This is a genomic window from Priestia sp. SIMBA_032 (assembly GCF_046535215.1).
GTDB lineage: Bacteria > Bacillota > Bacilli > Bacillales > Bacillaceae_H > Priestia > Priestia aryabhattai.
In genome coordinates, this window is record NZ_JAWRXD010000765.1 from 1 (window position 1) to 268 (window position 268).

1 pseudogene is annotated in these 268 nt (G+C 34.7%); it reads right to left on the reverse strand.

The window, feature by feature from the left end:
- Window positions 1–268 (reverse strand): annotated as a pseudogene (locus SB717_RS36370) (hypothetical protein); the annotation flags it as partial.

Below are 268 nucleotides of genomic sequence, written 5' to 3' on the forward strand. Positions count from 1 at the left end.
TACAGACTCTAGGCCTCTATCTGATAAAGCCGCATCATAATACATGTTACTACAATTTCCTTCTGCCTCTAATTGCATGCCTACGGTTTTATTATTGGACTTATATTCAGTTTGATCAGTATTTACCCTAGCTTTACAATTGTTACCTGCAGCTGTCACTTTATACCATCCTCCCGATGCAGCTTCAGCATTTCCAGATGTAATGAAAATACAACCAAACATAAAACTCAATCCCATTAAAACTTTCATATAATGTTTCATAAATTTA